The organism is Staphylococcus sp. HMSC070D05, assembly GCF_001815595.1.
Classification (GTDB): Bacteria; Bacillota; Bacilli; order Staphylococcales; family Staphylococcaceae; genus Staphylococcus; species Staphylococcus hominis.
This window is the reverse complement of the sequence record NZ_KV821095.1, coordinates 88,578-115,398: the sequence shown is the minus strand read 5'-3', so window position 1 is coordinate 115,398 and position 26,821 is coordinate 88,578. Positions and strand designations below refer to the sequence as shown.

The 26,821-nt window shown below is 32.2% G+C and carries 31 protein-coding genes; 23 read left to right on the top strand and 8 right to left on the bottom strand.

Annotated elements, in window-relative coordinates; all coding sequences use genetic code 11:
• Positions 1-21 precede the first annotated feature (21 nt).
• Positions 22-1,026, top strand: a complete 1,005-nt coding sequence (locus HMPREF3046_RS02440) for a ThiF family adenylyltransferase (protein ID WP_070716111.1) — start codon at positions 22-24, stop codon at positions 1,024-1,026.
• A 13-nt stretch (positions 1,027-1,039) separates the two neighbouring features.
• Positions 1,040-1,546 carry a MogA/MoaB family molybdenum cofactor biosynthesis protein gene (locus HMPREF3046_RS02435; RefSeq protein WP_070716109.1) on the top strand — a complete coding sequence of 169 codons (507 nt, stop codon included), beginning with the start codon at positions 1,040-1,042 and terminating at the stop codon, positions 1,544-1,546.
• Between the two features lie 87 nt (positions 1,547-1,633).
• Here the strand turns inward: HMPREF3046_RS02435 and moaC are convergent, their stop codons facing one another.
• Positions 1,634-2,128, bottom strand: coding sequence for a cyclic pyranopterin monophosphate synthase MoaC (moaC, locus tag HMPREF3046_RS02430; RefSeq protein ID WP_070716107.1), 495 nt, complete (start codon positions 2,126-2,128; stop codon positions 1,634-1,636).
• Between the two features lie 142 nt (positions 2,129-2,270).
• Between moaC and glp the strand changes: the two genes are divergently transcribed.
• From glp to HMPREF3046_RS02395, 7 genes are all read left to right on the top strand, one after another.
• On the top strand, positions 2,271-3,530 hold the full coding sequence (gene glp / locus HMPREF3046_RS02425) for a molybdopterin molybdotransferase MoeA (protein ID WP_070716104.1): 1,260 nt from the start codon (positions 2,271-2,273) through the stop codon (positions 3,528-3,530).
• On the top strand, positions 3,527-4,000 hold the full coding sequence (gene mobB, locus HMPREF3046_RS02420; RefSeq protein WP_070716102.1) for a molybdopterin-guanine dinucleotide biosynthesis protein B: 474 nt from the start codon (positions 3,527-3,529) through the stop codon (positions 3,998-4,000). Before glp ends, mobB begins: the two co-directional genes overlap by 4 nt.
• A 3-nt stretch (positions 4,001-4,003) precedes the next feature.
• Positions 4,004-4,453: a molybdenum cofactor biosynthesis protein MoaE gene (locus tag HMPREF3046_RS02415; RefSeq protein ID WP_070716100.1), complete on the top strand. Its 450-nt coding sequence runs from the start codon at positions 4,004-4,006 to the stop codon at positions 4,451-4,453.
• The gene (moaD, locus tag HMPREF3046_RS02410; RefSeq protein WP_070716097.1) at positions 4,454-4,687 is read left to right on the top strand and encodes a molybdopterin converting factor subunit 1; all 234 of its coding nucleotides are present in this window, start codon (positions 4,454-4,456) and stop codon (positions 4,685-4,687) included.
• A 2-nt stretch (positions 4,688-4,689) separates the two neighbouring features.
• Positions 4,690-5,295 (top strand): molybdenum cofactor guanylyltransferase MobA, encoded by a 606-nt coding sequence (gene mobA, locus HMPREF3046_RS02405; RefSeq protein WP_070716094.1) that lies wholly within the window; start codon positions 4,690-4,692, stop codon positions 5,293-5,295.
• Positions 5,296-5,309: 14 nt separating this feature from the next.
• Positions 5,310-6,332 carry a GTP 3',8-cyclase MoaA gene (moaA, locus tag HMPREF3046_RS02400; RefSeq protein ID WP_070716091.1) on the top strand — a complete coding sequence of 341 codons (1,023 nt, stop codon included), beginning with the start codon at positions 5,310-5,312 and terminating at the stop codon, positions 6,330-6,332.
• A 232-nt stretch (positions 6,333-6,564) separates the two neighbouring features.
• A complete protein-coding gene (locus HMPREF3046_RS02395; RefSeq protein ID WP_002448468.1) occupies positions 6,565-6,915 on the top strand; it encodes a SarA family transcriptional regulator in 351 nt (116 codons plus the stop codon).
• A gap of 74 nt (positions 6,916-6,989) precedes the next feature.
• On the opposite strand, the gene HMPREF3046_RS02390 is transcribed toward HMPREF3046_RS02395, so the two are convergent.
• Positions 6,990-8,195, bottom strand: coding sequence for an MFS transporter (locus HMPREF3046_RS02390; RefSeq protein WP_002448515.1), 1,206 nt, complete (start codon positions 8,193-8,195; stop codon positions 6,990-6,992).
• Complete coding sequence (locus tag HMPREF3046_RS02385) at positions 8,182-8,625, bottom strand: MarR family winged helix-turn-helix transcriptional regulator (protein ID WP_002455002.1); 444 nt, start codon at positions 8,623-8,625, stop codon at positions 8,182-8,184. The genes HMPREF3046_RS02390 and HMPREF3046_RS02385 overlap by 14 nt, the downstream gene beginning before the upstream one ends.
• A 170-nt stretch (positions 8,626-8,795) precedes the next feature.
• Here HMPREF3046_RS02385 and HMPREF3046_RS02380 point away from each other — a divergent pair, with 170 nt between their 5' ends.
• The 3 genes from HMPREF3046_RS02380 (at position 8,796) to HMPREF3046_RS02365 (ending at position 14,509) form a co-directional block, all read left to right on the top strand.
• On the top strand, positions 8,796-9,566 hold the full coding sequence (locus tag HMPREF3046_RS02380; protein ID WP_070716089.1) for a VOC family protein: 771 nt from the start codon (positions 8,796-8,798) through the stop codon (positions 9,564-9,566).
• 414 nt (positions 9,567-9,980) lie between these two features.
• Positions 9,981-11,243, top strand: coding sequence for a lipid II:glycine glycyltransferase FemX (locus tag HMPREF3046_RS02370; protein ID WP_070716087.1), 1,263 nt, complete (start codon positions 9,981-9,983; stop codon positions 11,241-11,243).
• Positions 11,244-11,335: 92 nt separating this feature from the next.
• Positions 11,336-14,509, top strand: a complete 3,174-nt coding sequence (locus HMPREF3046_RS02365; RefSeq protein WP_070716085.1) for an efflux RND transporter permease subunit — start codon at positions 11,336-11,338, stop codon at positions 14,507-14,509.
• Positions 14,510-14,576: 67 nt separating this feature from the next.
• On the opposite strand, the gene mspA is transcribed toward HMPREF3046_RS02365, so the two are convergent.
• Positions 14,577-14,894, bottom strand: coding sequence for a membrane stabilizing protein MspA (mspA, locus tag HMPREF3046_RS02360; RefSeq protein ID WP_002448383.1), 318 nt, complete (start codon positions 14,892-14,894; stop codon positions 14,577-14,579).
• A 72-nt stretch (positions 14,895-14,966) separates the two neighbouring features.
• Positions 14,967-15,134: an SE1832 family protein gene (locus HMPREF3046_RS11190; protein ID WP_017174852.1), complete on the bottom strand. Its 168-nt coding sequence runs from the start codon at positions 15,132-15,134 to the stop codon at positions 14,967-14,969.
• A gap of 132 nt (positions 15,135-15,266) precedes the next feature.
• On the opposite strand from HMPREF3046_RS11190, the gene HMPREF3046_RS02355 reads away from it, so the two are divergent.
• Entirely contained in the window at positions 15,267-16,175 is a 909-nt protein-coding gene (locus tag HMPREF3046_RS02355; protein WP_070716084.1) for an AEC family transporter, read from the top strand.
• A gap of 70 nt (positions 16,176-16,245) precedes the next feature.
• Here HMPREF3046_RS02355 and HMPREF3046_RS02350 read toward each other — a convergent pair whose 3' ends face one another.
• Both HMPREF3046_RS02350 and HMPREF3046_RS02345 read right to left on the bottom strand, forming a co-directional pair.
• Positions 16,246-17,037 (bottom strand): glucose 1-dehydrogenase, encoded by a 792-nt coding sequence (locus tag HMPREF3046_RS02350; RefSeq protein ID WP_070716083.1) that lies wholly within the window; start codon positions 17,035-17,037, stop codon positions 16,246-16,248.
• Between the two features lie 21 nt (positions 17,038-17,058).
• Positions 17,059-17,922 carry a GRP family sugar transporter gene (locus HMPREF3046_RS02345; RefSeq protein ID WP_070716082.1) on the bottom strand — a complete coding sequence of 288 codons (864 nt, stop codon included), beginning with the start codon at positions 17,920-17,922 and terminating at the stop codon, positions 17,059-17,061.
• Between the two features lie 286 nt (positions 17,923-18,208).
• Between HMPREF3046_RS02345 and HMPREF3046_RS02340 the strand changes: the two genes are divergently transcribed.
• Positions 18,209-20,344, top strand: coding sequence for a DNA topoisomerase III (locus HMPREF3046_RS02340; RefSeq protein ID WP_070716080.1), 2,136 nt, complete (start codon positions 18,209-18,211; stop codon positions 20,342-20,344).
• Between the two features lie 112 nt (positions 20,345-20,456).
• A complete protein-coding gene (locus tag HMPREF3046_RS02335; protein ID WP_070716078.1) occupies positions 20,457-21,791 on the top strand; it encodes an NCS2 family permease in 1,335 nt (444 codons plus the stop codon).
• 57 nt (positions 21,792-21,848) lie between these two features.
• Here HMPREF3046_RS02335 and HMPREF3046_RS02330 read toward each other — a convergent pair whose 3' ends face one another.
• The gene (locus HMPREF3046_RS02330; RefSeq protein ID WP_070716076.1) at positions 21,849-22,238 is read right to left on the bottom strand and encodes a hypothetical protein; all 390 of its coding nucleotides are present in this window, start codon (positions 22,236-22,238) and stop codon (positions 21,849-21,851) included.
• Positions 22,239-22,622: 384 nt separating this feature from the next.
• Here HMPREF3046_RS02330 and rpsJ point away from each other — a divergent pair, with 384 nt between their 5' ends.
• The 8 genes from rpsJ (at position 22,623) to rpsC (ending at position 26,821) form a co-directional block, all read left to right on the top strand.
• The gene (gene rpsJ / locus HMPREF3046_RS02325) at positions 22,623-22,931 is read left to right on the top strand and encodes a 30S ribosomal protein S10 (RefSeq protein ID WP_001118667.1); all 309 of its coding nucleotides are present in this window, start codon (positions 22,623-22,625) and stop codon (positions 22,929-22,931) included.
• 27 nt (positions 22,932-22,958) lie between these two features.
• Positions 22,959-23,621 carry a 50S ribosomal protein L3 gene (rplC, locus tag HMPREF3046_RS02320; RefSeq protein ID WP_002448523.1) on the top strand — a complete coding sequence of 221 codons (663 nt, stop codon included), beginning with the start codon at positions 22,959-22,961 and terminating at the stop codon, positions 23,619-23,621.
• 27 nt (positions 23,622-23,648) lie between these two features.
• Positions 23,649-24,272, top strand: a complete 624-nt coding sequence (gene rplD, locus HMPREF3046_RS02315) for a 50S ribosomal protein L4 (protein WP_070716074.1) — start codon at positions 23,649-23,651, stop codon at positions 24,270-24,272.
• Positions 24,272-24,547 carry a 50S ribosomal protein L23 gene (gene rplW, locus HMPREF3046_RS02310; protein WP_002448403.1) on the top strand — a complete coding sequence of 92 codons (276 nt, stop codon included), beginning with the start codon at positions 24,272-24,274 and terminating at the stop codon, positions 24,545-24,547. The genes rplD and rplW overlap by 1 nt, the downstream gene beginning before the upstream one ends.
• A 36-nt stretch (positions 24,548-24,583) precedes the next feature.
• Positions 24,584-25,417, top strand: coding sequence for a 50S ribosomal protein L2 (gene rplB, locus HMPREF3046_RS02305; protein WP_049416125.1), 834 nt, complete (start codon positions 24,584-24,586; stop codon positions 25,415-25,417).
• A gap of 64 nt (positions 25,418-25,481) precedes the next feature.
• Positions 25,482-25,760, top strand: a complete 279-nt coding sequence (gene rpsS, locus HMPREF3046_RS02300) for a 30S ribosomal protein S19 (RefSeq protein ID WP_002448348.1) — start codon at positions 25,482-25,484, stop codon at positions 25,758-25,760.
• A 30-nt stretch (positions 25,761-25,790) separates the two neighbouring features.
• Entirely contained in the window at positions 25,791-26,144 is a 354-nt protein-coding gene (rplV, locus tag HMPREF3046_RS02295) for a 50S ribosomal protein L22 (RefSeq protein ID WP_001829734.1), read from the top strand.
• A gap of 23 nt (positions 26,145-26,167) precedes the next feature.
• A complete protein-coding gene (rpsC, locus tag HMPREF3046_RS02290; protein WP_002448525.1) occupies positions 26,168-26,821 on the top strand; it encodes a 30S ribosomal protein S3 in 654 nt (217 codons plus the stop codon).

Genomic DNA, 26,821 nt, shown 5'->3' with positions numbered 1-26,821 from the left:
TATTGAGAGAGGTTTCAAATAATGACTCAAGAACGTTATTCAAGACAGATTTTATTTAAAGATATTGGAGAACATGGACAACAAACTCTTAATCAAAAACATGTATTGATTGTTGGAATGGGAGCTTTAGGTACCCATGTAGCTGAAGGACTTGTTCGTGCTGGTATTCGTGAGTTGACGATTGTGGATAGAGACTATATTGAATATAGTAATTTACAAAGACAGACATTGTTTACAGAAAGTGATGCAGATCGTATGTTGCCCAAAGTGATTGCTGCACAAAATCACTTAAAACAGATTCGCTCTGATATAAAAATGAATATTTATATTGAACATGTGGATGCTCAATTTTTAGAGCAATATGCAACGATAGTGGATTTGATTATTGATGCAACGGATAATTTTGAAACAAGACAATTAATCAATGATTTTTCCTACAGATATTGCATTCCTTGGATTTATGGTGGAGTAGTTCAAAGTACCTATGTGGAAACTGCATTTATTCCAGGTCAAACACCTTGCTTTAATTGTTTAATGCCTCAGTTACCAGTTATAAATCTGACATGTGATACTGTCGGTGTAATTCAGCCAGCTGTAACTATGACCACTAGTTTTCAATTACGAGATGCTTTAAAGATATTGATTGGTAAAAAGATTCCTACAAAGCTGACATATGGAGATATTTGGGAGAATACACATTTTTCTTTTGGTTATAGTAAAATGCGGCGTAATGATTGCCCAACTTGTGGTAAGAATCCTAGCTTTCCGTATTTACATACTCATTCGATGTCATATGCAACTTTGTGTGGTAGAGATACAGTTCAATATGAAAATAAAGACATTACAAAAAAAGTATTAGTTGATTTTCTTACAGCACTCGATATTCGTTATCATGAAAACCAATATATGTTAGTATTTGAATTTAAAAAACATAGAATTGTATATTTTGAGGGTGGGCGAATGTTAATTCATGGTACAACTAAGAAATCTGAAGCAATACATTTAATCAATCAATTATTTGGATAAGGAGAGAATGATGATGCATCAGCATGATAATAAAGAAGTAAAAAAAACAATTCAATGTGCAGTGTTAACAATTTCTGATACACGAAATAAAGAAACAGATAAAGGCGGTCAATTAGTTCAAAAGTGTTTGAAAGAACTGAATATAGAAGTGACAGAAGAACACTATAATATCATTAAAGATGACAAGGCAGACATTCAATCTCAAATTGATGAATGGTTAGCATCAGATATTGATGTCATTATAACGACTGGCGGTACTGGTATAGCACAACGTGATATAACTATAGAAGCTGTAAAACCACTTTTAGATAAAGAAATTGAAGGATTCGGTGAACTTTTTAGATATTTAAGTTATACGGAAGATGTAGGAACAAAAGCACTTCTCTCAAGAGCATTAGCGGGAACAGTTATGAATAAATTAATCTTTACATTACCGGGATCAACTGGGGCAGTAAAGTTAGCAATGACTAAACTCATTATTCCGGAATTACATCATATGGTTTATGAACTCCATAAATAAAATAGTCATAAAAAGCATTGTAAATCATAGGTTTCCCTAATTGAAAATGCTGCTTATGACTATCATAATAGAAGAAAATCATATACATTAATCTAATTGACGGTGATAATCTCCAGATTTACCTCCAGATTTTGATTCAAGGTATGTGTTACCAATGATCATTCCTTTATCTGCTGCTTTTGTCATATCGTATACTGTGAGAGCTGTAACTGAAGCAGCTGTTAAAGCTTCCATTTCAACACCAGTCTTACCTGTAGTAGAAACCGTAGCAGTAATGCTTAATTGATAGTGGCGTGGTGTGTCTGCTTGATTCCAAGAGAATTCAATATCTATTCCAGTTAAGGGCAATGGATGACACATCGGAATAATAGTCGATGTATTTTTAGCAGCCATTATACCTGCAATTTGAGCAGTATTAAGTACATTACCCTTTTTATTTGTATTGTCAATAATTTGATGGTAAATCGCTTCATTCACTGTGATGCTTGAATGTGCTTTAGCAATACGTTTTGTAATACTTTTATTCGAAACATCAACCATTTTTGCATTACCTTGATGATTGATATGTGTGAAATTTGACATAAATAGCCTCCTATAGAAATATCTAAAAAATCATAACATATAAATAAAGTTATAATCATTTATTTTTAATGAGTACATCATTATTTTACTGAGTTTATAAAATAGTATAGCATGAATTTATCGTATAATTGGAGTTGATAAAATGGTAGTTGAAAAAAGAAAACCAATACCTATTAAAGAAGCAATTGAACGTATTGTAAAACAAGATATATATACTCCACAAAGTAATATATCATTAGAGGACAGTTTAGGATATGTCTTAGCAGAAGACATTGTAGCAACTTATGATATACCACGTTTCAATAAATCGCCGTATGATGGTTTTGCTATAAGAAGTGAAGATTCGGCTGGTGCCTTTTCAAAAAACCGTAAAACATTTAAAGTGATAGATCATATTGGTGCAGGCACAGTATCTCATAAAATAGTCGGAGAAAATGAAGCAGTTCGTATTATGACAGGCGCTCAAATTCCTGAGGGCGCAGATGCAGTAGTGATGTTTGAACAAACTGTGGAAAACGGAGATACATTTACTATTAGAAAACCTTTTGAAGAGAATGAAAATGTGTCGCTAAAAGGAGAAGAAACGAAAACAGGAGATATTGTTTTAAAAAAAGGACAAGTCATTAATCCTGGAGCTATTGCAGTACTAGCGACCTATGGTTATACAGAAGTGCCTGTGTTTTTAAAACCAAGTATTGCAGTCATTGCTACTGGAAGCGAATTATTGAATGTAGACGAAGAATTACAACCAGGAAAAATTAGAAATTCTAATGGTCCGATGATACAAGCATTAGCTGATAAAATGGGATTAACGATAGAGCCTTATAGTATACAACAAGATGACTTAGAAAGTAGTATTCAAGTCATCACTAAAGCAATGAAAGATCATGATATTGTCATTACTACTGGAGGTGTTTCGGTAGGGGATTATGACTTTTTACCAAAGATATACAAAGCAATTCAAGCAGAAGTGTTATTTAATAAAATTGCGATGCGTCCTGGAAGTGTGACAACTGTGGCAGTTGCAAATAATAAGTATTTATTTGGTTTATCAGGGAACCCATCGGCTTGTTTTACTGGTTTTGAATTATTTGTTAAACCAGCAGTGAAACATATGATGCAAGCCAAAGCAGTTTACCCTCAAGTTGTGAAAGCAACATTAATGGAAGATTTTGCGAAAGCCAATCCATTTACAAGATTTATTCGAGCAACTGCATCTTTTACTCATAATTGTGCGACTGTGGTTCCATCCGGATTTAATAAATCGGGTGCTGTGGTAGCAATAGCACATAGTAATGCAATGATTATGTTGCCAGGGGGGACAAGAGGATTTAAAGCCGGACATACTGTAGATGTTATTTTAACTGAATCGAATGTTTTCGAAGAGGAACTATCATTATGATTTTACAAATAGTCGGTTTTAAAGATTCGGGTAAAACAACGTTGTTACAACAATCTATTACATTTTTAAAATCTCAAGGCTATCATATTGTAACGATTAAACATCATGGACATGATAAAGATGATATTACGCTTCAATCTTCTAATGTGGATCATATGAAACATTTTGAAGCTGGTGCAGATCAGAGTATTGTTCAAGGATCTGCTTATCAACAAACGGTAACACGTAGAAATCAGCCGTCGCTTGAAGAGCTGATAAAAGAAAGTGTAACTATTAGTTATGACGTTATTTTAGTTGAAGGGTTTAAACATGAGAATTATGACAAAATAGTGGTATATCAGACCCAAGAAGAATTAGAAAAACTGAGACTTCTTACACATGTTCAATATTTTTATAATTATAATAATGAGAATGCTTTAAACAACTATGAGCAATGGTTACTAAAATGGATGAAACAAAAGGATGAATAAAAAATGAAACAATTTGAAATCGTGAAGAATCCAATTGAGCCCGAACAATATAGAACATTTACTTTAAATGAACATCAAGGAGCTGTTGTTGTCTTTACAGGTCATGTTCGCGAATGGACTAAAGGGGTGAAAACAGAATATCTTGAGTATGAAGCTTATGTTCCAATGGCTCAAAAAAAACTAGAACAAATTGGAGAAGAAATTACACAGCGTTGGCCAGGAACGATAACAACGATTGTACATCGTATTGGTCCTCTGCACATTTCCGATATTGCAGTATTGATTGCTGTCTCTTCGCCACATCGTAAAGACGCCTATCGTGCAAATGAATATGCGATTGAAAGAATTAAAGAAATTGTGCCGATTTGGAAAAAAGAAATTTGGGAAGACGGTGCAGAATGGCAAGGACATCAAAGAGGAGACCACAGTCAAGCAACTAAGGGAGGGGCTTAAATGAGAGTATTATATTTTGCAGAAATAAAAGAAATATTAGAAATGAATTCAGAGGACATTGATTTAATAGAAGATATTACAGTAGAAACATTTAAAGAATTATTATTTGAACGTCACCCATCCATTCGTGATAAAAAATTTCAAGTAGCTGTGAATGAAGAATTTGTTCAACTTAATGATATTATAAAGCAAGATGATATTGTTGCGTTAATACCTCCAGTTAGTGGTGGTTAAATATGAAAGCAATTATTCTAGCTGGGGGACACTCTAAACGTTTTGGTAGTCCTAAAGCATTTGCTTGTATTCACGGGCAAATGTTCTATAAACGAATTATTAACACATTAACAGAAACGAATTTATTTGACGATATTATTATCAGTACAAACAAACAACTTAAGAATGAATTTGAGTATAAACATATTATGGTAGATGAAGAAACACATGCAGATAAAGGTCCGTTATCAGGAATCTACACAGTTATGAAACATTATAATAATGAAGAATTATTTTTTGTGGTTTCTGTAGATACTCCTATGATTACTAAAGAAGCAATAAGTCAACTATATCAATTTACAATTTCACAGCGTATGGAACATCAAGCAGATATTATAGCTTATTCAGACAATGATAAACCTATACCGACCATTGCTTTTTATAGTCGAGGAGTCATTTCGAATATTGAAAAAGTACTCAATTCTAATGATTATAGTTTACGGCATGTATATAAAAATGTGATAACATGTTTTCTAGATACTAAAGAGGTTCAGCCTTTAAAAAATTGGTCTAAAAATATTAATTATCAAGATGATTTGAATACTTTACTTCATCAGATTAATGATTAAAGGGGGACGCGTTAATGACGATCCAAATTAAAGACAAATTAGGACGTCCTATAAGAGATTTACGAATTTCTGTAACAGATCGTTGTAATTTCAGATGTGATTATTGTATGCCAAAAGAAATATTTGGTGATGATTTTGTTTTTTTACCTAAAGAGGAATTACTGACATTTGATGAAATTACAACAATTGCCAAAGTTTATGCTGAATTAGGCGTGAAAAAATTAAGAATCACTGGTGGAGAACCCTTGTTACGACGTGATTTATATAAATTAATTGAAAAACTCAATCGTATTGAGGGTATTGAAGATATTGGTATGACTACTAATGGTTTACTTTTAAAAAAACATGGTCAAAAGTTGTATGATGCAGGATTACGTAGAATTAATGTAAGTTTAGATGCAATTGATGATGAGGTATTTCAAGCAATCAATAACCGTAACATTAAAGCTTCTACCATCTTGCAACAAATTGATTATGCGGTATCTATTGGATTTCATGTAAAAGTAAATGTAGTTATACAAAAAGGAATTAATGATGAGCAAATCCTACCTATGATCGAATATTTTAAAGATAAACACATTCAAATAAGATTCATTGAATTTATGGATGTAGGTAATGATAATGGTTGGGATTTTAATAAAGTTGTTACGAAAGAAGAAATGCTATCTACTATTGAAAAAAAGTTTGATATAGAACCACTTCCACCTAGATACTTTGGTGAAGTTGCCACATATTATAGACATAAAGATAATGGTGCACAGTTTGGTCTAATCACCAGTGTTTCAGCTTCATTTTGTTCTACTTGTACAAGAGCAAGACTATCATCTGATGGAAAATTTTATGGATGTTTATTTAGTGTGATTGATGGTTTTGATATTAAATCATTATTGCGTAGTGGTGCTACACATCAAAAATTAAAAGACACGTTCATTTCATTATGGCAAGCACGTGATGATCGTTATTCAGATGAACGTACAGAACAAACAGTAAAAAATCGACAACGAAAGAAAATTAATATGAATTATATTGGTGGTTAATCTATACAGAAGTAAGTGATAATCATATGTGATATCACTTACTTCTGTATTTTAATTTGATAGTAGCTTTAATTAATTTTAATAATTTCAAAGTAATTTATATTAATCACTAAACAGATATAAATTAATATTTGTAATAGATTAAATTGTACATATGTTATATAATTAAATTAAGCAATTTTATTATATTATGTATTTATACAACTTAGAATCAACTTTGGAGGCATGTACTATGAATAATAAAGTGAATCGCTTTATTGAAGCGGAAAAAGAACTTAGTCAACTAAAACATTGGTTAAAAATGACGTATAAAATTTCTATTGAGGAATTTGTCGTTTTATTTAAAGTGTATGAAGGTAAAAAAATTAGCGGAAAAGAGTTACGCGATACATTACATTTTGAAATGTTATGGGATACAAGCAAAATTGACGTAATCATTCGCAAAATTTACAAGAAAGAATTAATTTCTAAATTACGTTCTGAAACAGATGAACGACAAGTATTTTATTTCTTTAATGCGTCTCAACAAAAAGTATTAGATAAAATGAAAAATGAAATTGAAGCTATTAGTATTGCAAATTAATTAAATAAAAAGAGCACCTCTCATATTCTATAACGAATAATAGGGGTGCTCCTTTTTATATATTAAATGAAAGATTAATACGTATTACCATGTACTTTTCTACCATGAACAATTAAATAAAGTACTGTACATAAAGCAGCTACAATAGCCATAATGAGATAAACTTGAGTATACGTGATTGAATCTGTAAATAATCCAAGCAACGAGGGACCAAAGCCAATACCAATATCTAATCCTATAAAGTAAGTTGAAGTTGCAATTCCATATTTACTTGAAGGGGAGACTTTAATTGCAATGGCTTGCATTGAAGAAGAGAGGTTTCCATAACCAATACCTAAGAACACGCCAGCAAGTAATAATACCCAACCATTATAGCTAAATACTAATAAAACAAATGTGATAATTAAGGCAAGAAAAGCTGGATAAACCACAACGTTTTCATTTTTTGCATCAATCATTCTACCAGCAATAGGTCGAGTGATTAATGAAGCGACCGCATAGAAAATAAAGAAATAACTAGATGCTTCTAACAAATGACGTTGCTCAGCAAAAGGTTTTAAGAATGTTAGGATTGACGCATAATTTAACCCGATGATCATCATAACAATTGCTACTGGTACAGCTTCTTTAGCAATAAAATTATGAATATTGAAACCAGAAGCTTGAGCTACTTTTCTATCAACTGCATTTTTAGTAGGATTAAAATCAATTTTAATAAAGAGTGAAACAATTAAACTTGCGATTCCTAGTATGAGACAGATAAGAAATAGTAAATTAATTGAGAATGATTTCAATAATAAAATTCCAAAAAAAGGCCCAATAGCTGATCCAAGAACAAGGCTCAGTGAAAATAAGCTAATACCCTCACTTTTACGTTCTACAGGGGTAACATGTGCAGCAATTGTACCTGTAGCTGTCGTTGCGATAGCTGTAGCAATTCCATTTAGGAGTCGTACAAACATCAAGATGGTTATCGACCCAGAGATAAAATAAAGTAACTGAGTAATGATTAGAAAAATTAAACCAACAATTAAAATTTTTTTAGGACCAAAACGATTGACATACTTTCCTGTTCCAAAACGTCCTATTAATGATCCAATAATAAATAGTCCTACAACAAGTCCAGATATACTGTCTGACACATGATAGGATGTTTTAGAATAATCAGCGATGATAACTAATAATAAGTACATACATAAATAAACAAAGAAGTTAATGATAAAATTGATTGTAAAACTTCTAGTAAAAATAGGTTGTTTAATAGTACTAGTCTGATTCATGAGTATCCCCCTTCGATAATGTGGTATGTAATTTTTTCATAATTGCTATGACGTGATCCAAGTCATCATTAGATATATTAGATTGATGGATTAAATCTTCTTGAATAGGTGTAATACAAGCATTCATGTCCTCAAATAATTGCTGTCCTTTTTCAGATAAACTTAATAGCTTTTCACGTTTGTCAGTACCTGGAGTAACCAAAAGTAAATCTTTTTCAAATAGGACTTTAATAATTTTACGCGCAGTCGGTTTTTCAATAAAACGACGTTTAGATATTTGAACTAAAGTCGTTTGATCATATGTAGCAATATCTTTAAGCACTAACCACTGACCTGTATGTAGACCAAATTGATCTAATATAGGTTGAGTACGTTTAATATAAGGACGATAAATACCAATAAAACTATTAAAAAATTCATTTGTGAGCATTTTAAATTGTCTCCCTTAAAATTGGTTAGCAAGGCTAACTAATTAATACCGAAAATTATTATACGCCGATTTCATTCGTTTTTCAACACTAAATATAAGTTATAGAGTAAAGTATAGTGAAATTTGTTAAAATACAATTAAGTTTAAATTAGTAAAGGGGATATTGATACATGAAATTGAAATTTGATCATATGATTCATTACGTCGATCAATTAAAAGGATTTAAATATCCAGGTGAGTTATTAAAAATTCATTCTGGAGGCAAGCATCATCAATATGGCACTTTCAATCGTTTAACTTATATAAATGGAAATTACATCGAACTTTTAGATGTTGAAAATGTCGAAAAGTTAAAGAAAGAAGCTAAAACTGAGAAGGGTAGAGTCGCTTTTGCAACGAAAATTGTTCAAGATGATTTTAAGCAAGGATTTAAAACAATGGCATTTAGAACGGAAGATATAGAGAAACTAAAACAATCTTTAAACGAACATCATATTGATACGATTGGTCCTATAAATATGGACAGAGAAGATAAAAAGGGAGAAAAGATAAGATGGAAGTTACTCTATATCGCTGATCCCGACTATATGGTAAGGCCTCCTTTTTTTATTGAGTGGAATAAAAATAACGTAGATTATATGCAAGATTTAGATTCATTTTTTCAAAAACAATTTAAAATTGATAAAATTATAATAGATAGTTCTAAACGTTCTAAAACATTAACTAAGTGGCAAACCTGGTTTAATATGGATATTATAGAAGAAAATGAGAACTACACTGATTTAAAATTAGAGGGGGATACTATCGTTTATCGGATTCAAGATGCGGCTCAATCTGGATACAATACCATTATTTTTAAAGATAATGAAACTACGACTCCTTATTCAATCATTATTAAAGGAGCCAAATATCGCTTCGAACCTAATGAAGGAACTAATTAAATAGATATGTATAAGTACTATGTGCGATAAAAGCAATATGAATAAAAACTAGTACTAAAGAGATTAAGCTTAGTATTAAAGAAAAACGATTTGTTTTTAATAGTATAAATAAAATGGTAAGTACAAGTGATAAAGCGACAAACATCACTCTCAGACTAAAAAAATTTATAGTTAAAGGATGAGCCATTGTATAAATTATTGCAATAGCATTGCATACAATAAATATAAGTAAAATAATATTTCTCAATTTTAAAAACCTCTTTAATAAAAAATAGTAGTGTTTTTCATTCACTAAGTATAACAAAAAGAATAGCTTTTTGAAGAAAATTCAACTTCTATTATGAGTTTGTCGACACTCTCAAATCTACAATGTATAATGATAAGTAATGCAAAGATAAAGGAGTTTTATATAGCATGGAAAAGATGAATATCACAAATCAGGAACATGACGAATTTGTAAAAACTCATCCGAATGGTGATTTATTGCAACTGACAAAATGGGCAGAGACAAAGCGCTTAACTGGATGGTATTCAAAACGTGTGGCAGTAGGTGAAAATGGTAAAATTAAAGGTGTAGGACAGTTATTATTTAAAAAGGTACCGAAGTTACCATTTACATTATGCTATGTATCACGTGGATTCGTAGCCGATTATAATGATAGAGATGTACTAAGAGCACTTTTAAATGAAACAAAAAAAATCGCTAAAGAAGAAAAAGCGTATGCGATTAAGATTGATCCAGATGTTGAAGTAGAACATGGCACAGAAGCACTTAAAAATTTAAGAATGCTTGGATTTAAACATAAAGGGTTTAAAGAAGGATTGTCAAAAGACTATATTCAACCTCGTATGACAATGATTACACCTATTGATAAAACTGATGATGAAATTATTCAAAACTTTGAACGCCGTAACCGTTCTAAAGTTAGATTAGCGCTTAAACGAGGTACTAAAGTTGAACGCTCAAATCGTGAAGGACTTAAAACATTTGCGAAGTTAATGCAAATTACGGGTGAACGTGATGGTTTCTTAACACGTGATATTAGCTATTTTGAGAATATTTATGACTCATTACATGAAGATGGGGATGCAGAATTATTCTTAGTGAAATTAGAGCCACAACAAGTGCTTGATGAAACGAATAAAGATCTAGAAGCTCAAGAAGCAGAAAAAGCTAAATTAGAAGCGAAGTCAGAAGCACGTCCAAATGACAAAAAGACAGCTAACAAATTAAATGATATAAAAAATAAGATTTCTAAGACAACTGAATTAAAAGAAGATTTAGAAAGATTAAATCAAGAACATCCAGAAGGCGTATATTTATCAGGCGCATTACTTATGTTTGCAGGTAAAAAATCATATTACTTATATGGAGCTTCTTCAAATGATTATCGTGATTTCTTACCAAATCATCATATGCAATATGAAATGATGAAATACGCAAGAGATCATGGTGCAACAACGTATGACTTTGGTGGCACAGATAATAATCCATCAAAAGATTCTGAACACTATGGATTATGGGCTTTTAAACGTGTATGGGGCACTTATTTAAGTGAAAAAATTGGTGAGTTTGATTATGTCTTAAATCAACCGTTATATCAATTAATCGAACAAGTTAAACCAAGACTTACAAAAGCCAAAATTAAACTCTCTCGCAAATTAAAACGTAAATAATTAATTTACAGTATTTAATCTGAACGATTCTATGAAGAAACGTTCAGATTTTTTTACCAATATTAATCACTTATTATAGGAGAAGTAACAAAATGATTAAAAAGATGCTTCAATTTTCATTAGGTAATAAGTTTGCTATTTTTTTAATGGTTCTTTTAGTCATTATAGGTGGCATATATTCAAGTGCTAAACTTAAATTAGAATTATTACCTGATGTTGAAAATCCAATTATTTCTGTCCAAACGACGATGTCAGGAGCTACACCTCAAACGACACAAGGTGAAATTAGCTCGAAAATTGATAAACAAGTCAGATCACTCGCTTATGTAAAAAGTGTAGAAACACAATCGATATCTAATGCTTCAATTGTGAAAGTTGAATATAACAACGGAACTGACATGGATAAAGCTGAAGAAGTACTGAAAAAAGAAATAGATAAAATCGATTTTAAGGATGGAGTAAGTGAACCAGAATTAATACGTAATTCCATCGACGCCTTTCCTATCGTAGCTTACTCATTTACAAATAAAAGTAATGACTTAAGAACGACTACAAAAGAAATTAATGAACAATTAATACCTAAACTTCAAACTGTTGACGGTGTTCAAAGTGCACAACTGAATGGACAAACGACACGTCAAGTTACTTTGAAATTTAAACAAAAAGAATTAGATAAAGTAGGGTTATCTGCGGATGATGTTGAAAATTACATTAAGACAGCGACTAGAGAAACACCACTCGGTTTATTTCAATTTGGAAATAATGAAAAATCTCTCGTTGTGGATGGTCAATTTAAATCAGTCAGTGCATTAAAAGATTTAAAGATCCCTCTTTCTATAGCAGGTCAAGGACAATCAAGCGATTCTAACGATAATAGTATTAGCAATACTGGCCAAGAGGGCAGTCAATCATCTAGTTCAAGTCAATCGCAAGCGAATAGCTCTTTAAAAGAAACAAATGGTCAAATGCCAAGCGTGCCACTTAAAGATTTAGCTAAAATCACTGTGGGCGATGAACGAGATTCTATTTCAAAAACAAATGGTAAAGATGCAGTTAACGTACAAGTAATGAAAGCACAAGATGCAAATACAGTTCAAGTGGCTAGAGCAACGCAAAAGAAAATAGACGAGTTTGTTAAGAATAACAGTGATATCAAAGCCACAAAAACAATGGACACAGCTAAACCAATTGAAGATTCATTATATACTATGATTGAAAAAGCGGCCTTAGGTACCATCGTCGCAATTATTGTTATTTTATTATTCTTAAGAAATATTAAAACAACAGCGATATCTATCGTTTCAATTCCGTTATCTATTTTGATTGCACTTATTGCACTGAAATTAAGTAATGTATCACTTAATATTTTAACTTTAGGTGCATTGACTATTGCGATTGGTCGGGTCATAGATGATTCTATTGTTGTAGTAGAAAATATTTATCGCCGATTATCAGATCCAGGTGAACAATTAAAAGGGAACAATTTAGTTATTAGTGCAACGAGAGAGGTATTTAAACCTATTTTATCTTCTACGATTGTTACAATTATAGTTTTCTTACCACTAGCTTTTGTTTCAGGCTCAGTAGGTGAAATGTTTCGACCATTTGCGTTAGCTATCACATTTAGTTTACTGGCTTCGCTTCTTGTTTCTATTACTGTTGTACCAGCTCTTGCCTCAACGTTCTTTAAAAATGGAATAAAAATAAATGGCAATGTTAATGAAGAAAATAAATTAGGGAGAATTAGTAAGGAATATAAACGAGTACTGGGTTGGTCACTTAATCATAAATGGCTTGTTCTTATTATTAGTATTGTTATATTAATTGCGAGTATAGGAATTGGTGCAACTAAGTTAGGAACAAGTTATATTTCTACTGGAGAAGATAAGTTCTTAGCGTTAACTTATACACCTAAACCAGGAGAAACTGAAGAAGCAGTACTTAAACATGCTGAAAAAGCTCAAAAATATCTTCAAAGTAAAGATAAAGTTAAAACAGTTCAATTTTCTGTAGGTGGACCTTCTCCAGCAGATCCAACAGGAACCACGAATAGCATGGCTATTATGGTGGAATATGATTCGAATACACCTCACTTTGAGGAAGAACCAGATAAAGTGGTTACACATCTTTCTAAAATGAAAGACCCAGGTGAATGGAAAAATCAAGACTTAGGTACAGGAGCTGGAAACAATTCAGTGGACGTAACTGTTAAAGGACCTTCTACTGATGCAATTAGAAGTACAGTAACTAAAGTTGAAAATAAAATGAAATCCATTAAAGGTGTAGCAGATGTCAATTCAGATTTATCACAGACCTATGAACAATATGAAATCAAAGTAGAACAAAATAAAGCAACAGATAAAGGTATTTCAGCTGCACAATTAGCATTGAATTTAAATGAGAACTTACCAGAAAAAACAATTACAACTGTTAAAGAAAATGGTAATAATATAGATGTAAAAGTAAAACAGAATAAACAAACAAATTGGTCTCAAAATAAACTAGAAAACATCGACTTACACGCACCAAGTGGAGAAACTGTTAAATTAAAAGATATTGCACGTTTAAACAAAACAACAACACCAAGTAAACTTGTTCAAGAAGATGGTGATTATGCTACAACAATTTCAGGTAAGATTACTGCTTCTGATGTTGGTGGAACTTCTAGTAAAGTGATGCGTGAAATCAATACAATTGATAAACCTAATAACGTTAAGTTTAATGTTGGTGGTGCAACAGATGATATTAATACAGCTATGAGCCAACTCGCTTTTGCAATGCTTATTGCTATTGTTATTGTGTATCTTGTGTTGGTTATCACATTCAAAGGCGGTTTAGCACCATTTACAATTTTATTCTCATTACCATTTACAGCTATTGGTATAGTATTTGCATTATTGATTACCGGGGAAACCATTTCAGTACCAAGTTTAATTGGTATGTTGATGTTAATTGGTATTGTTGTTACAAATGCAATTGTATTAATTGACAGAGTGATTTCAAATGAACATCAAGGTATGTCAATGAAAGAAGCTTTAATTGAAGCGGGAGGAACTCGAATTAGACCTATTTTGATGACTGCAGTTGCAACAATCGGCGCATTATTACCATTATTATTTGGGCAAAATAGTTCAATTCTAATTTCTAAAGGAATGGCTGCTACAGTTATAGGTGGATTAGTATCATCAACACTACTAACCTTAATCGTAGTGCCTGTTATCTATGAAATACTCTTTACTTTAAAAAACAAACTTATACGTAAATAAAGATAAATTTAGGATAAGTCAAAAAAAGCAATTGAGACGTATACACATACGTTCAATTGCTTTTTTATTAATACATAGTAAAAGTTAAAATAATATATATTACAAAAATAATGATAGATATAATATTTAAAATTGAAACACCTTTATGATCGTTTTTAAGTGCTTTAAAAGCAGTAACTTCTACATTTCCTACAAGAAGAAGCAATACAACAAATACCCACCAATTTTCACTAGGAAATTGGATCGTAGTGATAGCTACTACAAATAATAATAATATTCCCATAATAATACGTAAAATATGTACGAACATTGATTTCATTTTAAAAATACTGATATAACTTACAATAAGATACAGTATGGGTAATAAAATTAAGTATATTTTCACTTGATGACATCCTTTCTATTACGACTAATATCATAGCATTCATGAGCTTTAATGCCTAGATATATTGAATAATTATTTCTGACGTAATTTTGAACGTATGTCTGAAATTTCTTTTTCAATTTCTTCTAATTGTTTTACTAAAGGATCAATCTGTTGATTTAGTGATTCTTTTTTCTCTAAATCATTTTGTAAACGAATATAATCGTATTTAAGCTCAGCTAATTGTGATTCTAAATCCATGTCTAGTCGAACTCCTTATTTATTAATATGATTAGTAATGATTATAGCATGAAACAAGTAACTTCTAAAAATACTGTTAATTGTGTTAGAGTAATGAGTTGTAATGGAATATTAGGGAAGAAGGGATGAATTGTGACTGAGCAATTTATAATCATTATTTTGTTAATTGCATTAGGTTACTTGCTTAAACGTATTAATTTTATTAAATCCGCAGATAGTCAAGTATTGTCTACACTTGTATTGAATGTCACATTACCTTCTTTAGTTATTGTCAATTTAAATAGTGCAAATCTTGATTTATCATTTTCTATTTTACCAATTATGATGCTCATCTATGGCATATTGGCTAAAGTAATTATGGTTGCATTATTTAGAAAATATGATAATCATGTCAAGGGTTCAGTAGGTATGATGGCAGCGTCATTAAACATTGGTTTATTTGCTTATCCACTTGTAGAAACAATTTGGCCTAAAAATGGTATGATTTATTTTGGTATGGCCGATATCGGTGGGGCAATTATTATGTTTGGAGTCACTTACTTTGTAGGTAGTTATTACAGTGAAGGTAGTGATCAATTTAATTTCAAATTTTTAGGGAAAAAGTTAATTTCTTCAGTACCACTCGTTACTTATATTGTAATGTTTATACTTAATATGACTAATATTCATTTACCAAAAGCTTCAATTGATTTTTTTACAATTATTTCTAAAGCGAACATGCCTTTATCAATGATTTTACTTGGAATTATGTTGAGCTTCAGAATCGAAAAACAATTTTTACCAATTGCAGTGAAATATTTAATTGTTCATTACGGACTTGGATGTATTGCTGGTTTATTAGTCCACTTTTTCTTACCAACATCGGATGATATGATTAAAACAACGTTATTAATTACATGGTTACTTCCTGTGGGTGTGGCAATTATTCCATATTCAATTCAATTTAAATATAAAACATTGCCGTTAGTGGGAATGGTTACTAATATTTCTATTGTGATAAGTATTATTATTATATATATTTATCAAGCTATCTTTGTATAAAAACTACATATATATATGAAAAAAGCAAGCGATTTTTAATCATCGCTTGCTTTTTTACTTTATAGTAAGATTACCCGTTTCCACCCATAAATGCAGGATAGTTCATCATACCACCATCAACATATAATGTTGTTCCATGAACATAACTAGCTAAATTAGAAGCTAAGAACAATGCACCGTTTGCTACATCTTTTGCATCACCGATTTCTCTAGCTGGAATCATTTCTAATGTTTCGGCACGTGTTTTTGGATCGGAGAATTTTTCTTTTGTATGCTCAGTCACAACGGCACCTGGAGAGATATTATTAATACGAATGCCATATTGGGCATATTCCATTGACATTGTTTCCATCATTAACTTAAGACCGCCTTTACTTGCAGCATAGTTAACGTAATTTGGCCAAGGAATTGTATCATGCACGCTTGAAGTATTAATAATAATACCTTTTTTATCTTCTTTTAAAAATTGTTTTACCGCTTCACGTGAACCAATAAATGCACCTGTTAAGTTAATATCAAGGACTTTTTGCCATTCAGCCACAGACATTTCATGACTTGGAGTGGCTTTTTCAAAACCAGCATTATTAATCATGATATCAATTGTTCCAAATTCTTTAACAGCAGTTTCTACTAATCGTTTCACATCTTCTTCGACTGAAACATCGGCTTGCACCGTAATTGAGTCACCGCCAGATTTTTTGATTGTTTCTTGAAGGGCACCAAGTTCTTCCATATGACGTTCTGATCTATAATTTAAGACTACTTTCGCTTTTTCTTTACCAAAAACTTCCGCCATTGCTTTTCCTATGCCACTGCCAGAGCCAGTAATAACAACAACTTTATTTTCTAATTCAGAAAACATTGTATGACCTCCTCAATATACTTATTTTAAGTTTCCTAATATAATTGCTGCGATGATAATCAACGCAATACCAGACCAAATCCCAATCATTTGGCGTCGATCTTTTTTCTCACCTAATAAGAATATACCACCAAGAGTAGAAACTATAACTAGTAATTGTGATAATGAGAAACTTGTTGCTACACCAACTTTAGGTTGAGAATAGAACATAAATAAGTTACCTATTCCCCAAACAATCCCTGGAATAATATTAAGTGTGGTAGATTTAATATTTGTTTCATGTCTCATTGAAAGTAAAAATCCACCAATAGCCATACCAACTGATTGGAAGAATAAGGCATCAGTACCATTTACGCCAAATATATTGCCGATTACTACATAACCTACATAACCTAATGTACCTACAACTAGAATAACCATTGCTTTACTAAAATTAGGATCTTTTGTAGAACGTTCATTTTTTCCTTTTAGTGATGTCAGTGTAATCCCTGTTACTAATAAAACCATTGCGATAAGTCCTAAAGTAACTTGTAATCCAGTACTCCATTCACCTAAAAAGATAGCGCTAAATAAAGTTGTACCTACTAATTGTAAACCAGTAGAAATAGGCATTGTTTTAGATACGCCGACAAGGTTAACAGATTGTAATTGAGTTCCTTGACCGAATGCCCACATTGCACCAGAAATTAACCCTACAATAATGACAGTAGGGTTATCAAATTGTGCATGACCTGTAAGAAGTAAGATTAGACCAATAACCAATGTACCTAACGTTGTACCTCTAATTTGATTGTATGGACCTCCTCCTACAAATACATTGATTAATACGAGACTCCCCCAAAATAATGCAGGTAATAAGGCGATTAATATGTTAATAATCTGCATTTATTACTCACTCTCCTTTTCAAAAATAAGTGCTTTCCTTTCCATAACACTTGATGAATATTTTATATTATTTGTGAATGATATAAAATGCAATTGCTCATTTTTTCATAAAATATAAAAGACTAATATGATAAAAATGTATAGCCAAAGTATTTTAGTAAGCTTAATTTAAATATAGGGGTTTACTTTAAATTAATAAGATGAGATGGAAAGTAACACTATTGCTATACATGTTACAATATTAAACGTATGAAAATAAAATGTAAGAATGTGAAAGGAAATTTGAATGAAATCATTAATTCTAGCGGAAAAACCCTCAGTAGCGAGAGATATTGCAGAAGCACTAAATATTAAAGAAAAACGTAATGGATATATTGCAAATCAGCGCTATATAGTGACATGGGCTTTAGGTCATCTAGTAACAAATGCTCAACCAGAACATTATGACAAAACATATAAAGAATGGAAACTAGAAGATTTACCTATATTACCTAAGAAAATGCATACTGTAATTATAGGTAAGACAAGTAAACAATTTAAAATTGTAAAATCTTTAATATTAAATAAAGATGTGAAAGACATTATTATTGCTACAGATGCTGGGCGTGAAGGAGAGCTAGTAGCACGTCTCATCTTAGATAAAGTGAAAAATAAAAAGCCAATTAAACGTTTATGGATTAGTTCGGTGACTAAAAAAGCAATACAACAAGGCTTTAAACATTTAAAAGATGGACGTGAATATAATCACTTGTATCAAGCAGCTCTTGCACGAAGTGAAGCGGACTGGATAGTGGGTATTAATGCTACTAGAGCATTGACAACTAAATATGATGCTCAACTTTCATTAGGAAGGGTACAAACACCAACGATTCAACTGGTTTATCATCGACAACAAGAAATTAATCACTTTAAACCTCAAAAGTATTACACACTTTCTTTAAATGTAAATGACGCTATGTTTGATATTCAAACTAATAAAAGATTTTCTAATAAAGAAGAAATACAAAAATTATCTAAAAAACTAGAAGGACAAATAGGTCAGATTGAAGATGTTTCAATTAAGCAAAAAAAATCTTACGCAAAACCTTTATATAATTTAACTGATTTACAACAAGCATCTTACCAACGATTTAAAATGGGGCCCAAAGAAACTTTAAATATCTTACAGAATCTTTATGAACGTCATAAGCTATTAACATATCCAAGAACAGATTCTAACTACTTGTCTAATGATATGACAGATACAATACAAGAACGTCTCCAAGCCTTATTAGCGACTGATTATAAATCACAAATTCGTCAGTTAATGACTAAGTCATTTACAACGAAGATGCATATTTTTAATAATCAAAAAGTGTCAGACCATCATGCGATTATCCCAACTGAAATTAGACCCAACTTTGATACATTAACTAACAGAGAAACAAAAATATATTTAATGGTTGTACAACGATTTTTAGAAACATTAATGGATCCTTATCAGTATGAAGCGACACAGGTTATTTTAAAAGTGGGAGAATATCAATTTAAACATGCCGAAAATGTCACACGTAAATTAGGCTTTAAAGCACTTAGTAACAATGATTCTACTTCTAATAAGACTATCACTTTTAGCAAGAATGAGACCTATCATATAAAACAAGTCAAAGTAAGCGAACATGAAACAACACCACCAGAATATTTCAATGAAGGTAGCTTACTTAAGGCGATGGAAAATCCACAAAATTATATTCAATTGAATGACAAAAAGTATGCTAATACCCTTCATAAGACGGGAGGAATTGGAACAGTAGCGACGCGTGCAGATATTATTGAAAAACTATTCAAGCTTAATGCAATAGAATCAAAAGATGGGAAATTAAAAGTGACATCTAAAGGAAAGCAAATATTAGAGCTTTCTCCTAAAGCGCTAACTTCTCCTTTAATGACTGCAAAGTGGGAAGAAAAATTACTTTCTATTGAAAAAGGTAAATATAATGCTAAACAATTTATTAATGAGATGAAAGATTTTACTAAAGAAATTGTTGAGGAAATCAAACATAGTGATCAAAAATATAAACATGATAATTTAACTTCTACTGAATGTCCTAATTGCGGTAAATTTATGATAAAAGTAAAAACTAAAAACGGACAAATGCTAGTGTGTCAAGATCCTACCTGCCATACTAAAAAGAATATTCAACGTAAAACAAATGCACGTTGTCCTAACTGTAAAAAGAAAATGACATTGTTTGGAAGAGGAAAAGAAGCGGTCTACCGATGTGTATGTGGTCATACTGAAACACAAGCACACATGGATCAACGATTGAAAAATAAAAATAATGGTAAAATTTCTAAAAAAGAAATGAAAAAATATATGAATAATCATGATGAATTGGATAATAATCCTTTTAAAGATGCATTAAAGAACTTAAAATTTTAACTAAAATCGAACTTATAATAAAATAAACTGATAAAAGTTCGTTTTTAGTATTGTTTTTTTAAGTAAGTAATATTAAACTATTAAAGTATTTCAAAAAAAGGAGTTTAAAGCTGTGAAAAAATACTTCCAATTCGACGAGTATGGTACTAACTACAAAAGAGAAATCATCGGTGGTATCACAACTTTCTTATCAATGGCTTATATATTAGCCGTGAATCCTCAAGTCTTAAGTTTAGCAGGAGTTAATGGCATATCTAGTGATATGAAAATGGATCAAGGTGCCATTTTTGTAGCGACAGCATTAGCAGCCTTTGTAGGATCTTTATTCATGGGACTGATTGCAAGATATCCGATTGCGCTTGCCCCAGGAATGGGGTTAAATGCGTTCTTTGCATTTACAGTTGTTTTAACAATGGGGATTCCATGGCAAATTGGTTTAACAGGTGTGCTGTTTTCAGGTATATTCTTTGCGATATTAACAGCAACTGGATTGAGAGAAATAATTATTAATGCAATACCCTATGAAATGAAAATGGCAGTTTCGGCAGGTATAGGGCTATTTATTACTTTTGTAGGTTTACAAAGTGCAGGCATTATTGTAAAAAATGATTCAACGCTTGTAACATTAGGTCATTTAACTAAACCATCAGTACTTTTAGCCATATTTGGGATTGCTATAACAATCATTTTATATGCTAGAAAAGTTCCAGGTTCAATTTTTATTGGTATGATTATAACTGCAATTGTAGGGATGATTACGGGTCAAATTCATACGCCATCAGGTATTGTAGGTAAAATTCCAAGCATTACACCTACATTTGGAGCAGCTTTTGAAGCATTTAAAGATCCAGGCCAATTATTTACAATTCAGTTTCTTATTGTTATTTTAACGTTCTTCTTTATTGATTTCTTTGATACTGCAGGTACTTTAGTAGCAGTAGCAACCCAAGCAGGTATAATGAAAGACAATAAATTACCAAGAGCTGGAAGAGCATTATTTGCAGACTCACTTGCTACAATTGTTGGGGCTATTTTTGGTACAACCACAACAACCTCTTATATTGAATCTACTTCTGGTGTTGCAGTAGGAGCACGTACAGGTTTTGCAAGTATCATAACTGGTTTTTGTTTTTTATTAGCATTATTCTTTAGTCCGCTAATCGAAGTCGTTACAAGTGCAGTAACAACACCAGCGTTAGTTGTGGTTGGTATTTTAATGGCGGCAAACTTTGCTGAAATTAATTGGAAAAAATTTGAAGTAGCAGTACCAGCATTTATTACAATTATTATGATGCCTTTATCATATTCAATTGCTACAGGTATTGCATGTGGGTTTATCTTCTATCCAATAACAATGTTAATTACTAAAAAACATAAAGAAGTTCATCCTATCATGTATGTATTAATGGTATTATTTATTTTATACTTCGTGTTTGTACACGGTTAGACATAAAAAGACACATTTAATTTTTGAATTAAATGTGTCTTTTTAATATTGAAATTATTAATTATTTTTATCATCTTTATATTGTGTATAAATAACTTTAGAATCTTTATTTGGAATGTAAGTTGGTGCGTTGAGCACAACAAATATAAAGAATATCATTAAGAAAAAGAGTACCCAATGCGTAAACATACCAATAATAGGTAGAAAAGCAACAAATGATCCAATTAATCCAATAAATGGGATTATTGCCATTGGCTTAATTGTATTTTGAGAATCTACTAATAGAATGATTCCTAAAATAAGATAAAGTAAAGCATTTAATAATAAAGGTTGCCAACCAAAGCTAAGAATAACTGAGCCTCCTAAAAAAGGAATGCCATAGAAAAATTCGCTAGCTATTAAGAAAATACTAATGATTGATAAAGTAAGTTTCACATTTCTTTTCATATATATTATATTCACCTCCGATAAAGTTCATGAATTTTAAAATAATTAGCATTAAAAATGTATAGTCACAATTTCAAAATTCATTACTCTCTATATCTATTATAAAGGTTTATAGAAAAAAGGGAAAAAATTTACTCAAAATGGTTGAACTACATAAAAATTTTCAGTACAATACTTAAGTATGTGTTAGACGTAAATAAAAAAAGTTAAAGAAAAACCTTGATTTATTAGTGTTTTTCTTGTAACATGTTTAATGTTGGACTTGAAGAAAGCGATGAAGCGAAAGGTTACTGACACACCCGGCCGCTTTGCCATGGCGTTGTGTGAGATAGTTTTCGTGGAGAAGTCTATCACTTCAATGTAGACGAACAAGGAGGGAAAATTATGGCAAAACAAAAAATCAGAATCAGATTAAAAGCTTATGATCACCGTGTAATTGATCAATCAGCAGAAAAGATTGTTGAAACTGCTAAACGTTCTGGTGCAGATGTATCTGGACCAATTCCGTTACCAACAGAAAAATCTGTTTATACAATTATTCGTGCGGTGCACAAGTATAAAGATTCTCGTGAACAATTCGAACAACGTACACATAAACGTTTAATCGACATTGTTAACCCAACACCAAAAACAGTTGACGCTTTAATGGGCTTAAACTTACCATCTGGTGTAGACATCGAAATTAAATTATAATAGATCAATTTAGGAGGTGGACTTTCGATGACCAAAGGAATCTTAGGAAGAAAAATTGGGATGACACAAGTATTCGGAGAAAACGGTGAATTAATCCCTGTTACAGTAGTAGAAGCAAATCAAAACGTAGTATTACAAAAGAAAACTGAAGAAGTTGATGGCTACAATGCTATCCAAGTAGGTTTTGCAGACAAACAAGCTTATAAAAAAGATGCTAAATCAAATAAATATGCAAATAAACCAGCTGAAGGTCACGCTAAAAAAGCTGGCGCAGCACCTAAGCGCTTCATTCGTGAATTCAGAAACGTTAATGTTGATGAATACGAAGTAGGTCAAGAAGTCACAGTAGATACTTTTGAAGCTGGAGACATTATTGATGTTACAGGAACTTCAAAAGGTAAAGGTTTCCAAGGTGCAATTAAACGTCATGGTCAAGGTCGTGGACCAATGGCTCACGGTTCTCATTTCCATAGAGCTCCAGGTTCAGTAGGTATGGCTTCAGATGCTTCAAGAGTATTTAAAGGTCAAAAAATGCCTGGACGTATGGGCGGTAACACAGTTACAGTTCAAAACTTAGAAGTTGTTCAAGTTGATACTGATAACAATGTTATTTTAGTAAAAGGTAATGTACCTGGACCTAAAAAAGGTTTTGTAGAAATTAAATCTTCAATTAAAAAAGGTAATAAATAATAAGTAGCGAAAGGAGGAAAAAGCATAATGGCTAATTATGATGTATTAAAAGTAGACGGATCAAAATCTGGTTCAGTTGAATTAAGCGATTCAGTTTTCGCAATCGAACCAAACAACAGTGTTCTTTTCGAAGCAATCAATTTACAACGTGCTTCTTTACGTCAAGGTACACACGCAGTGAAAAATCGTTCAGCTGTTCGTGGTGGTGGACGTAAACCATGGAGACAAAAAGGTACAGGACGTGCACGTCAAGGTACAATCCGTGCTCCACAATGGCGTGGTGGTGGTATCGTTTTCGGACCAACTCCTAGAAGCTATTCATACAAAATGCCTAAGAAAATGCGTCGTTTAGCATTACGTTCTGCATTATCTTTCAAAGTTCAAGAAAACAACTTTACAATCGTTGATACTTTTGGCTTTGATGCACCAAAAACAAAAAAATTCAAAAATGTTTTAACTACACTTGAACAACCTAAAAAAGTGTTAGTAGTAACAGAAAACGAAGATGTAAACGTTGAATTATCTGCACGTAATATTCCTGGCGTACAAGTAAGTACAGCTCAAGGATTAAACGTATTAGATATCACTAGCGCTGACAGTGTAATCATTACTGAATCAGCTGCGAAAAAAGTTGAGGAGGTGCTCGGATAATGGAAGCTAGAGATGTTCTTAAGCGCCCCGTAATCACTGAAAAATCTTCTGAAGCAATGGCTGAAGATAAATATACTTTTGACGTAGATACTCGTGCTAACAAAACTCAAGTTAAAATTGCAGTTGAAGAAATCTTCGACGTTAAAGTTGAAAGTGTAAATATCATTAACTACAAACCAAAGAAAAAACGTATGGGCCGTTATCAAGGCTATACAAATAAAAGAAGAAAAGCGATTGTAAAACTTAAAGAAGGTTCAATCGACTTATTCAACTAAAATAAAATAATATTACCATTAAGGAGGTAAGCGACAATGGCTCTTAAAAAATATAAGCCAATTACAAATGGTCGTCGTAATATGACTACGTTAGACTTCGCTGAAATCACGAAGACTACACCTGAAAAGTCATTATTACAACCGCTACCGAAAAAAGCGGGTCGTAACAATCAAGGTAAATTAACAGTTCGTCACCATGGTGGAGGACATAAACGTCAATATCGTGTAATTGACTTCAAACGTAATAAAGACGGAATCACTGCTAAAGTTGATTCAATTCAATATGATCCAAACCGTTCAGCTAACATTGCTTTATTAATATATGCTGATGGTGAAAAACGTTACATTATCGCACCAAAAGGATTACAAGTAGGCCAAACAGTTGAAAGTGGTGCTGAAGCAGATATCAAAGTTGGTAATGCTTTACCATTACAAAATATTCCAGTTGGTACTGTAATTCATAACATCGAATTAAAACCTGGTAAAGGCGGACAAATTGCTCGTTCAGCAGGTGCAAGTTCACAAGTACTTGGTAAAGAAGGTAAATATGTATTAATTAGATTACGTTCTGGTGAGGTACGTATGATTTTATCTACTTGCCGTGCTACAATCGGTCAAGTTGGTAACTTACAACATGAACTTGTTAACGCTGGTAAAGCTGGTCGTTCAAGATGGAAAGGTATCCGTCCAACAGTTCGTGGTTCTGTAATGAACCCTAACGATCACCCACACGGTGGTGGTGAAGGTCGTGCTCCTATCGGTAGACCATCTCCAATGTCACCATGGGGTAAACCAACGCTTGGTAAGAAAACACGTCGCGGTAAAAAATCATCTGATAAACTTATCGTTCGTGGACGTAAGAGAAAATAATAACAACTTATTTGAGTGTGCGGCTTAACAGCTGCACGCACACAATAAGAAGGGAGGCGCCCAAATGGCTCGTAGTATTAAAAAAGGACCTTTCGTTGATGATCATTTAATGAAAAAAGTAGAAGCTCAAGACGGAAGTGAAAAGAAACAAGTAATTAAAACATGGTCACGTCGTTCTACAATTTTCCCAAATTTCATCGGTCATACTTTTGCAGTATATGATGGTCGTAAACATGTACCTGTTTATGTAACTGAAGATATGGTTGGTCACAAATTAGGTGAATTTGCTCCAACTCGTACATTTAAAGGACATGCAGCTGACGATAAAAAAACTAGTAGATAACAATATATATAAGTAGAGGAGGATATCCTAATGGAAGCAAAAGCGGTTGCTAGAACAATCAGAATCGCACCTCGTAAAGTAAGATTAGTTCTTGACTTAATTAGAGGTAAAAATGCTGGAGAAGCTATTGCTATTTTAAAATTAACTAATAAAGCTTCATCACCAGTAATTGAAAAAGTATTAATGTCCGCTTTAGCAAATGCTGAACATAACTATGACATGAATACAGATGAATTAGTTGTTAAAGAAGCATATGCAAATGAAGGACCAACTTTAAAACGTTTCCGTCCACGTGCACAAGGTCGTGCAAGTGCAATCAACAAACGTACAAGCCACATTACAATCGTCGTAAGTGACGGTAAAGAAGAAGCTAAAGAAGCTTAATAACTATTTAAGGAGGGAATACTGTGGGTCAAAAAATTAATCCTATCGGACTTCGTGTTGGAGTTATCCGTGATTGGGAAGCTAAATGGTACGCTGAAAAAGATTTCGCTTCTTTATTACACGAAGATTTAAGAATCCGTAAATTCATTGATAACGAATTAAAAGAAGCGTCAGTTTCTCACGTTGACATTGAACGTGCTGCTAACCGTATTAACATCGCAATCCACACTGGTAAACCTGGTATGGTAATTGGTAAAGGCGGTTCAGAAATTGAAAAACTTCGTAATAAATTAAATAACTTAACTGATAAAAAAGTACACATCAACGTTGTGGAAATTAAAAAAGTTGATATAGATGCTCGTTTAGTAGCAGAAAATATCGCACGTCAATTAGAAAATCGTGCTTCATTCCGTCGTGTACAAAAACAAGCTATAACTAGAGCTATGAAACTTGGTGCAAAAGGTATCAAAACTCAAGTATCAGGTCGTTTAGGCGGAGCTGACATCGCTCGTGCTGAACAATATTCAGAAGGAACTGTTCCACTTCATACTTTACGTGCTGACATTGATTATGCACATGCTGAAGCAGACACTACTTATGGTAAATTAGGTGTTAAAGTATGGATTTATCGTGGTGAAGTTCTTCCTACTAAGAATACTAGTGAAGGAGGAAAATAA